The sequence below is a fragment of the Lentzea roselyniae genome (genome assembly GCF_039537795.1).
In the GTDB taxonomy this organism is placed as follows: Bacteria; Actinomycetota; Actinomycetes; order Mycobacteriales; family Pseudonocardiaceae; genus Lentzea; species Lentzea atacamensis.
On the sequence record NZ_BAABBE010000082.1, the window covers coordinates 1 to 8,924 of the forward strand.

The 8,924-nt window shown below is 65.1% G+C and carries 8 protein-coding genes and 2 pseudogenes; 9 read left to right on the plus strand and 1 reads right to left on the minus strand.

The features are described from left to right. The 3 genes and pseudogenes from ABFX45_RS45370 to ABFX45_RS45380 form a co-directional block, all read left to right on the plus strand. Positions 1–149 (plus strand): annotated as a pseudogene (locus ABFX45_RS45370) (ketol-acid reductoisomerase); the annotation flags it as partial. A gap of 1,685 nt (positions 150–1,834) precedes the next feature. Beyond that, positions 1,835–2,614 carry a mevalonate kinase gene (gene mvk, locus ABFX45_RS45375; RefSeq protein ID WP_346137291.1) on the plus strand — a complete coding sequence of 260 codons (780 nt, stop codon included), beginning with the start codon at positions 1,835–1,837 and terminating at the stop codon, positions 2,612–2,614. Further along, positions 2,604–3,866: a phosphomevalonate kinase gene (locus ABFX45_RS45380; protein WP_346137292.1), complete on the plus strand. Its 1,263-nt coding sequence runs from the start codon at positions 2,604–2,606 to the stop codon at positions 3,864–3,866. The genes mvk and ABFX45_RS45380 overlap by 11 nt, the downstream gene beginning before the upstream one ends. 54 nt (positions 3,867–3,920) lie before the next feature. Here ABFX45_RS45380 and ABFX45_RS45385 read toward each other — a convergent pair whose 3' ends face one another. Then, a complete protein-coding gene (locus tag ABFX45_RS45385) occupies positions 3,921–4,055 on the minus strand; it encodes a hypothetical protein (protein ID WP_346137293.1) in 135 nt (44 codons plus the stop codon). A gap of 69 nt (positions 4,056–4,124) precedes the next feature. Here ABFX45_RS45385 and ABFX45_RS46795 point away from each other — a divergent pair. From ABFX45_RS46795 to ABFX45_RS45410, 6 genes and pseudogenes are all read left to right on the plus strand, one after another. Beyond that, positions 4,125–4,508 (plus strand): annotated as a pseudogene (locus tag ABFX45_RS46795) (hypothetical protein); the annotation flags it as partial. 46 nt (positions 4,509–4,554) lie between these two features. Then, on the plus strand, positions 4,555–5,724 hold the full coding sequence (locus ABFX45_RS45390) for a hydroxymethylglutaryl-CoA synthase (protein ID WP_346137294.1): 1,170 nt from the start codon (positions 4,555–4,557) through the stop codon (positions 5,722–5,724). Positions 5,725–5,771: 47 nt separating this feature from the next. Then, on the plus strand, positions 5,772–5,936 hold the full coding sequence (locus ABFX45_RS45395; protein WP_346137295.1) for a hypothetical protein: 165 nt from the start codon (positions 5,772–5,774) through the stop codon (positions 5,934–5,936). A 105-nt stretch (positions 5,937–6,041) separates the two neighbouring features. Further along, positions 6,042–7,031, plus strand: a complete 990-nt coding sequence (locus ABFX45_RS45400) for a polyprenyl synthetase family protein (RefSeq protein WP_346137296.1) — start codon at positions 6,042–6,044, stop codon at positions 7,029–7,031. A gap of 391 nt (positions 7,032–7,422) precedes the next feature. Continuing rightward, entirely contained in the window at positions 7,423–8,379 is a 957-nt protein-coding gene (locus ABFX45_RS45405; RefSeq protein ID WP_346137297.1) for a terpene synthase family protein, read from the plus strand. A gap of 150 nt (positions 8,380–8,529) precedes the next feature. Beyond that, positions 8,530–8,667 carry a hypothetical protein gene (locus tag ABFX45_RS45410; protein WP_346137298.1) on the plus strand — a complete coding sequence of 46 codons (138 nt, stop codon included), beginning with the start codon at positions 8,530–8,532 and terminating at the stop codon, positions 8,665–8,667. The last annotated feature ends 257 nt before the right edge of the window (positions 8,668–8,924 follow it).

The window sequence follows — 8,924 nt, forward strand, 5'->3', positions numbered from 1 at the left end:
CCTCCGAGTGGGTCGCCGAGGACGACAACGGCCGCGCCAACTACCGCAAGCTGCAGCAGGAGGGCGAGAACCACCCGATCGAGGCCACCGGCAAGAAGCTCCGCGACATGATGTCGTGGGTCGACCGGCCCATCACCGAGACTGTCTGACTTCAGCTCTCCGCGGGTGGCGCTCAGCCGCCCGTTCCGCCACGGTTCGCACCTGCGGTGGTCGGCCGGCTCCGAATCGGCCGACCACCGCGACGCTCATGGCCCGCGTTCCACGCACCAGCGAGCAACACCGAAGCGACTGACGGCAGCCAGCGTTTCTGGTAATCGAGTTCGACCAGCCACCGCACCACGCCTGCATCCAATGTGGACGGAGGTAGCGGCAACCTGGTGAACATGGGCAACACCTGCAAGCCGCCGGGGACCACACCGTCGGGCAGGTAGTCACGTGTGTCGACGAGCACGACCCAGCTCGGCGTCGTGGAACGCGGGATCACGAGAGTGGGACACGGCTCGCCCATTGTCGCGATCGGCGCGAGGACATCGCGTATTCGGGTTGCTGCCACGGCAACGGCTCCGAGTGCGCCACCGAGTGTGGCGACCACGGTTTGCCCAGAGGCTTCGGTCTCCCAGCCGAAGGCTTCGCGGTAGTGATCAGCCGCCACACGGAGCCGGCTGAGCGAGCTCGGCGTGTCGATCGCAGGAGATCGCAAGTCGGTCACTGGCACCTCGCGTTTCTCGGTCCGGTTCGATCAGGTTCACGCCCAGGCTGCGCAGCTTGCGTACACGTACGGCACGACGAACAGCTGGTGTTGACCCCTTCTTGCACCACGCCGCAACGCATGAGCGGCGGCGTGACCGCACTCACCACGAAGCCGGCCTCGTTCGAAGCTCACCGCGCCTCGATCAAGCACAATCCGTCGCCACGGTCACGAAGAAGTCTTCGAACCATGGCAGTGGAACGATGCCGCACAAGTTAAGGAAAGGACTGCAGAAATGCCCTGCAGGACGTTCTCCTTTGCCCCTCTACCCGTTCGCCGGGGAACGTGACGCCGCCATGTCACACTGTTGGACGATGACTGCGTGAGCTAACAGGGCACCCCTCGGCATTGACGTTGCCGCACCTGGCGCGGTACGTGACCGCAGCGGCCTGACCACCACAGACGAAAGTGTCCCTGTAGGCGGAACGGCATCTAGCAGGCGCGATCACAGTCGAGCAAGGTTGACTCGGGCACGAGGCTGCACGAGCGACGAAGGAGAACACCACCGCCCGCACGCTCACGAAAGTCAGTCGAAATTCGTAGCGCCGTGCTAGTACCACCGCTTTATAGTTGCCGCGATCAGCCAGCGCCCGACTGTGGCAGCGGACCTCGCGCTCGAAAGATCCGAGCCGACCATGGCGTGCCGAGACGGTTCATTTCGCGGGCTAACTCCTACATTTCCTACACCGATCCTGCATTCCATGGAGCGATGAGCGGACAGGCAGATAACACGCGAAAGCAATTTATCGATCATTTTTGACAACGTATGTGCACTCGTTGAGCCAGTGCCGCGTGTGGACCGAGGGCGCGCTCTGGTGCCAGTGAGGTGGGACTACCTATGGAGCTCCTGACGACCGAGAGCCAGTCCCCCAGAGCGCAGCTTGCATCTGGATCCGGCGACCCCCGCGCTCAGATCGTGCCGCCGCCGCGAATGCGAACCGCATCAGGATCCGGCCGCGCTCACGCGAAGGGCATCCTGCTCGGCGAACACACTGTCCTGTACGGCTCCCCGGCTCTGGCCATTCCGCTACCGCGATTGACCATGACCGCGCACGCCACTCAGTTCACCGAACCGGGCCCGACCTGATGCGCGGCCCGACCGGGACAACGCCGTACCCCTGTCCCGGACTGCTGCAGATCGCAGAGGTGCTGACCGGTGGCAACGGCGGTCTGCGCGTCGAAGTGGTGCTGGAGAGCGAAATCCCAGCAGGCCGGGGACTCGGCTCCAGTGCCGCGTGTGCGCGGGCGGTCGTGCTCGCGCTGGCCAACCTGCTCGGCCGTGAGTTGCACCCCCAGGAGGTGTACGAGTTGGTGCAGGTCGCGGAGAACGCCGCCCATGGGAGGGCCAGCGGCGTGGACGCCATCACCACAGGTGCCGTCGCCCCATTGCTGTTCGAGAACGGCGTCGCCCAGCACGTGCAGGTCGGGTTCGACGGTCTGTTCGTGATCGCGCACAGCGGCGTGGCCGGCCGCACCATAGACGCGGTCTGCATGGTGCGCAAGGCTTTCGAACAACGGCCGAGAGCTTCGGGGAAGTTCGCGAACACGGTTTCCGAACTGGTGCGCTCGGCCGCGCGGGACTTCACGGGAGGAGACCCGAGCGGGCTCGGCAGGTCGATGACCGAATGTCACGCCATCTTGCGGGACCTGGGTCTGAGCACCACGTTGATCGACACGATGGCCGCCGCGGCAGTGTCCGCGGGAGCACTCGGCGCCAAGATCAGCGGAGGAGGTCTGGGCGGCTGCCTCATCGCGCTGGCTCAGGAAGGGAAGGACGCCTGGCGGGTGAGCCGCGCGCTGCGTGCGGCGGGCGCGGTCCGGACCTGGACCGTGCCTGTGGGGAGGTACACCCGCGATGGCCGGTGACACGCAGGCGACGGCGACCGCTCATGTCAACGTCGCCCTGGTCAAGTACTGGGGTAAGCGGGACACGGAACTGGTCATAGGCTCGGCCGCGGCCGATCTGAAGGAGATGCGGGATGCCCTGGCACAAGGAAACCCCGATGGCGTCGGTGAGATCGCCGAACGCAACGCCTTGGGAATGCACGCCACGATGCTGGCGGCCCGACCGGCTGTGCGGTACTTCACGCCGGCGACAGTGACCGTGCTCGACGCCATGCTCGAACTGCGGCGCGCCGGGGTGTCCGCTTACGCCACGATGGACGCTGGGCCGAACGTCAAGATTCTGTGTCACCGGGCAGACGCTGACACTGTCGCCGCGGCGGTACGCGCGGCGGGCTGTCCGACCCGCGGTGGCCGAGGTCGGTCCTGCCGCCAGGTTGGTGCGGACGTGAGCGGGACGATCGTTCGAAGCGCTCCCGGCAAGCTGTTCGTCGCCGGCGAATACGCGGTGCTGGAACCGAGTTCCTCCGCCATCCTGGCCGCGGTCGATCGAGAGGTCACCGTCAGCGTGACACCGGCCGACGAGGATCTGGTGGTCATCTCGGACCTCACCGACCGGCCGACAAGCCTGTCGCGAACGGCAAACGGGTTTCCACAGGCCGTCGGACCGCGTCCGGTCGTGACCGCGGTCGAGGTGGTGGGCGAACTGCTGACCGAGTGGGCTCTTCCCGTACCGCAAGTCCAGCTTTCGATCCACAATGGACTGCGCGATCACGGCGTGAAGTTCGGTCTCGGCTCCAGTGGCGCGGTCACGGTGGCGACGATCGACGCGCTGCTGGTCTACTGCGGGGTCCGGCTCACCACCGAGGAACGCTTTCGCTTGGCGCTGCTGGCCTCCATCCGAGTCGACGCGCGCACGTCCGGTGGTGATCTCGCGGCCAGCACCTGGGGTGGCTGGATCTCCTACAAGGCCCCCGACCGCTCCGCAGTTGCCGATCTCGCTCGCCGGAAAGGTCTCACGGGTGCGCTCCAAGCGTCCTCCCCGGGGTTCGATGTTCGGCAGTTGCCTCCGCCCCGCGACCTCGCGGTCGTGGTCGGCTGGACTGGCCGGCCTGCGTCCACCTCGGACATCCTCGCCAGCGACGGAATCCGGAACTGGTTGTCCGCTCGTGCAGCCGGTTCGCAGACCTGGTCAACGTCCGCCATGAGATCACGGCGAACCTGTTGTTCCTCCGGTTCGAGTTCTCCGCCGGAGATGCCTCCGGACACAACATGACGACGCCGACGGCCGACCGGCTCCTCACGTACCTGCTCGAGCCCCTGCCGGGCATCAGGTCCACATGTCCGAACCAGAGAGGGTGCCCGCAGGTGATCGCTGACCGCAAGAACCGACCACGTTCGGCTCGCCGTCGAGCAGCATCAGCTCGGTGGTGGCAACGAGTTCGACGATGTCGAGTTCATCCACCACGCACTCGGGTGCGGGCGGCGGTGACTGCGGAATCGCTCTTCTGCAACCAGGACCAGCGCGCCATCGATCGCATGCGCGCTGGGTGGGCGCATTTCGGGAGTAGTACCGCTACAGGCGAACGCGCACTACGCGAACATGCTGCTGGGGTTCTACCTGGCGACCGGGCAGGACGCGGCCAACATCGTCGAAGGTTCGCAGGGCGTCACCGTGGCCGAGGACCGCGACGGCGACCTCTACTTCTCCTGCACCATCCCGAACCTCATCGTCGGAACCGTCGGCAACGGCAAGAACCTCCCCTTCGTGGAGACCAATCTGACCCGGCTGGGGTGCAGGGCCGAGCGCGCGCACGGCGAGAACGCGAGGAGGCTCGCAGTGCTCGCGGCGGCCACGGTGCTGTACGGCGCACTCTCCCTCCTCGCCGCGCAAACGAACCCCGGCGAGCTGATGCGGGCGCATGTCCACTGGAACGATCCAGCGAGAAGATCGGAAGCCAGTCATGAACACACCCGTCGGGATTCACGACCTGTCCTTCGCGACCACGGAGTTCGTCCTCCCGCACACCGAGCTCGCCGCGCATACGGGTGCCGACGTCGACAAGTACCACATCGGTATCGGCCAGCGGTCGATGAGCATCCCCGCGGCGGACGAGGACATCGTCACCATGGCGGCGGCCGCGGCGGCACCGATCGTGGAGCGCTGGGGCACCGACCGGATCCGGACGGTCGTGCTGGGCACCGAGACGTCGATCGACCAGTCCAAGGCGGCCGGTGTCTACGTCCACTCGCTGCTGAACCTCCAACCGTCGACCAGGGTCGTCGAGCTGAAGCAGGCCTGCTACTCGGGCACCGCGGCGCTGCAGTTCGCCATGGGCCTCGCCCACCGGGACCCCTCGCAGCAGGTTCTCGTGATCGCCAGCGACATCTCGCGCTACGAGCTCGACAGCCCCGGCGAGGCCACCCAGGGCGCCGCTGCGGTGGCCATGCTGGTCGGCGCGAATCCCACACTCATCCGCGTGGAACCGCTGTCCGGCCTGCACACCTCCGACGTCATGGAATTCTGGCGCCCCAACTACCGCAGCACAGCGCTCGTCGCGGGCCAGGAGTCCTTCTCCGCCTACCTGCAGGCGCTGGAAGGGACCTGGAAGGACTACACGGAGCAAGGCGGCAGGGCGCTGCACGAGTTCGGCGCGTTCTGCTACCACCAGCCGTTCACGAAGATGGCGTTCAAGGCCCATCGGCACCTGTTCAGCACCGCGGGACACGACCTCGACGAGGGCCGGATGTCGGCGATGCTCCGGCTGACGACCGCCTACAACGAGGTCGTGGGCAACTCGTACACGGCATCGGTCTATCTGGCCCTCGCGTCGCTGCTCGACCACGCGGGTGATCTCACCGACCGGCCGATCGCCTTCGCCGGCTACGGATCCGGTTGTGTCGCCGAGTTCTTCGGCGGAACTGTCGTTCCCGGCTACCTGGACCACCTGCGCACCGAGAACCACCGCTACGTCATCGAACGCCGACGGCCGATCGACTACGACACCTACCGGGCATTGCACAGCCGGTCGCTGCCGGAAGACGGCGGACATCACCTGACGCCAAGGCAAACCACCGGCGAGTTCCGCTTCGCCGGCCTTTCCGGGCACAAGCGCCTCTATGAGCACAGCTGAACAATCCGGCGAACCGACCGACCTCGTCGGGAAAGGAGGGGAACGCCATGCGCCACCCCATCGGCATCATCGGGACCGGTAGCTACTTGCCTGACCACGCGGTCAGCAACGCCGAAGTCGCCGCAACGACCGGCGTGACGGACGAGTGGATCACGCGCAAGACCCACATCCGATGGCCTCGTCTGCGTGCAGCTGAACCCGAGGCGTGGTGATACGGCTGCACTTCTCCGTCCCGTTCCAAAGCCAGATGTCAGAGACGCTGCGAGTGAAGGCAGGTTCAAGTGACTACCAACAGCACTGTGGTTACGGCCACTGAGGTGCTCCGCCGAAGTGCCGATCAGATCGACGGACCATTGCGCGCCGCCATTGCCCAGCTGCCGGAACCGCTGCGCATCGGTGCGGGGTTTCACTTCGGCTGGTGGGATGCCGGCGGCAACCACATCACCGGGGCAACGGGCAAGATGGTTCGCCCGGCGTTCGCGTTGAGTGCCGCTCGTGCGGTGAGCGGCCAGGTGTCGGACACGGCAGTGCGTGTCGGTGTCGCAGTCGAACTGGCGCACAATTTCTCGTTGGTGCACGACGATGTTCTGGACGGCGATCGGACCCGCCGAGGCAGGCCGACCGTCTGGGCGCAGTTCGGTGTGCCCCATGCCATTCTGATCGGTGACGCGTTGTTGGCGCTGGCGAGCCAGGTGCTCACCCACCACGACGACTCGATCGAACTGTGCGCGGAGCTGAACTCCACGGTGATCGCGCTGTGCGCCGGCCAGCACCAGGACATGCTCCTGGAGAAGCAGCTCCACGTATCACCCGCTGACTACCTGGAGATGGCGGGAGGTAAGACGGCGGCACTCGTGGCGAGTGCCTGCGCGCTCGGCGCCATGGCCAGCGGCGCATCGCCGGCTCAGACAGCCGCGTTGCGTCAGTTCGGGCACCACGTGGGACTCGCGTTCCAGCTGGTCGACGACGTACTCGGCCTCTTCGGCGACCCTGCTTTGACGGGTAAACCGGCCGGTGCCGACCTGCTCCGCTACAAGAAGAGCATGCCAGTGGTGGCCGCGATGCAGTCCGGCACGGCCGCGGGCGACGAGCTCACCGAGCTGTACCGGGCACAAGCAATCACGGTGGACCTGGTGCCGCACGCGGTCGACCTGGTCGCACGTGCGGGCGGCAAAGAATGGACGGAAATGGAAGCCGAGCGCTGTTACGAACTTGCGCTCGACTCCCTGGACGCGGTGGACGGCCGCATCGGCACAGACGAAGCGCTGCGCGTACTCGCCAAGCTGATGATCAACCGGAACAGGTGACACCAGGTACTGGCCAAAGATGTTGAACCGGCCGACTTGACGAAGAACCGCGAAGATCGTCACGAGAGCTTCTCCAGGTTTTTCGCAACATTGCAGCGGGCTATGGATATGTTTCTACGCGCCACGCACTGCAACAAAGGCTTGCCCGAGTACGGAAAACGTATGCCGAACTGGACTCAATGCTCGCCGCCCGGGTCTTGACGCGCGCCCGTCCATCAATGACCGGGACCGGAACATGTCCACGAACTCGAAGTACATCTCACCACCACGAACAAGAATTGATTAGAAGTTTGAGCGGCATGACCATCAGCGATACCACCTTGCTCGGGTACCCTTTTCCACCGGGGCTTCACCCCAACTGGCAGCAATGGAACGCGATACCGTCGCCTGGTTGGAGAGCTTCGAGCTGGACGACGAGCAGCGCGAGACAGGACGGTTGCGGGCGATCATTGCCGGTGAACTCGCCGGACGAACCATTCTCGTCAGCGATGATCCGCCAGGCCCATTTTCCACGGACAGTCTGATGTGGCTGTTCGCGTTCGACGACGCGTACTGCGACGAGGGTCGCTACAGCCATGATCCGACGTCCATGGCTGTTCTGGTCGCCGAAATGGGCCGATCACCGAGACCGGGCACACCACGTCCCCCCAGTCCGCTTGCTCGATCCCTCGCCGACTTGCACCGACGGCTCGACGTGCTCGCCAGCCCGGTGCAGACTGCGCGCCGGGTGCACGCCATGAAGGGCTATTTCAGCTACCAGGTCCGGGAAGCCGCCTTCCGCAGCACCGGCACCACACCAACACTCGACCAGTACGCGGTGGCGCGTATCCGCAACGGCAGCATGGAACTCTGCGCGATGACGCTGGACATCGCCGAAGGTTACGAGGTGCCCGCGACGGAGATCGACCTGCCCGCAGTCCGAGCACTCACCGAGATGACCTGCTCGTTGGTCGGCTGGGACAACGACATCGCGTCCTACTACAAGGAACACGAGCGTGGCGACGACAGGATCAACCTCGTTGACGTCATCGCCAACCAGGACGGCGTCACCCCTGAGAACGCCTTGCCCTCAGCCATCGCATTTCGTGACGCTGCACTGGCCCGCTACATCGAACTGCGCGACCAGACCGAAACTTTCATTTCCTCCCAGACTCGGCAATACATCGGCGGACTCTCAGCGTGGATCCGAGGAAATCTCGACTGGAGCGCCAACACTGCGCGCTACCGCCGCCCGGACCGCACCACTGTCGCGGTTTCCGATGAACGTGACTGCCACATCCGGGAATATCCTCAGCCGCCTGGCATCGCCTGGTGGGCGAACGATCCAATCACCGCCCCAGCGGCTTAGTGCACGAAGACCGGTGTATGTGGTGCACCACATACACCGGTCTTCGGGGCATGCAAACACCTGTTCCGACCAACGGAACAACGAGATGAACCTCACAGTTCGGTTGAAGTAGAGTTGTCAGTGTTGTTGACACTGCCATCGGAGGCGGCCATGAACGTTCAGGATCAGGTGCGCAGCGACGAACCGAGGTTCGATGACTTCCCCACTCTTTGCACCATTCCGTTGCGCGCCGAGTGGTTCGATGACGCTGAAAATCTCGAGACCGGAATCGTGCGAGGAATTGACTGACCGGCAGGGTCAGCCCCCAGTGCAACACACTGGCACCTGGACCGTTTCCCGGCCACCTGCCCAGGTCGAGATCTCTTTCGAACCGGAAGGGTGAAGGGTTCGTGGCGGTGGACGTACGCGTTGACGAACACCTAGTACTACAGCCGCAGGCCGTGATCTTTGAGTCGTCGCTGGTAGTGGCATTGCCGGGCGCGGTGTTGGTGGCGTCGTCGCCAGTGTGACCAGGCCTCGGTGTGTGAACGCGGGTGCGGGGTGAA

Bases quoted from the DNA above. Each gene is read 5' to 3' on its own strand.
- mvk (WP_346137291.1), top strand. From the start codon at position 1,835: ATGCGCGGCCCGACCGGGACAACGCCGTACCCCTGTCCCGGACTGCTG.
- ABFX45_RS45380 (WP_346137292.1), top strand. From the start codon at position 2,604: ATGGCCGGTGACACGCAGGCGACGGCGACCGCTCATGTCAACGTCGCC.
- ABFX45_RS45390 (WP_346137294.1), top strand. From the start codon at position 4,555: ATGAACACACCCGTCGGGATTCACGACCTGTCCTTCGCGACCACGGAG.
- ABFX45_RS45395 (WP_346137295.1), top strand. From the start codon at position 5,772: ATGCGCCACCCCATCGGCATCATCGGGACCGGTAGCTACTTGCCTGAC.
- ABFX45_RS45410 (WP_346137298.1), top strand. From the start codon at position 8,530: ATGAACGTTCAGGATCAGGTGCGCAGCGACGAACCGAGGTTCGATGAC.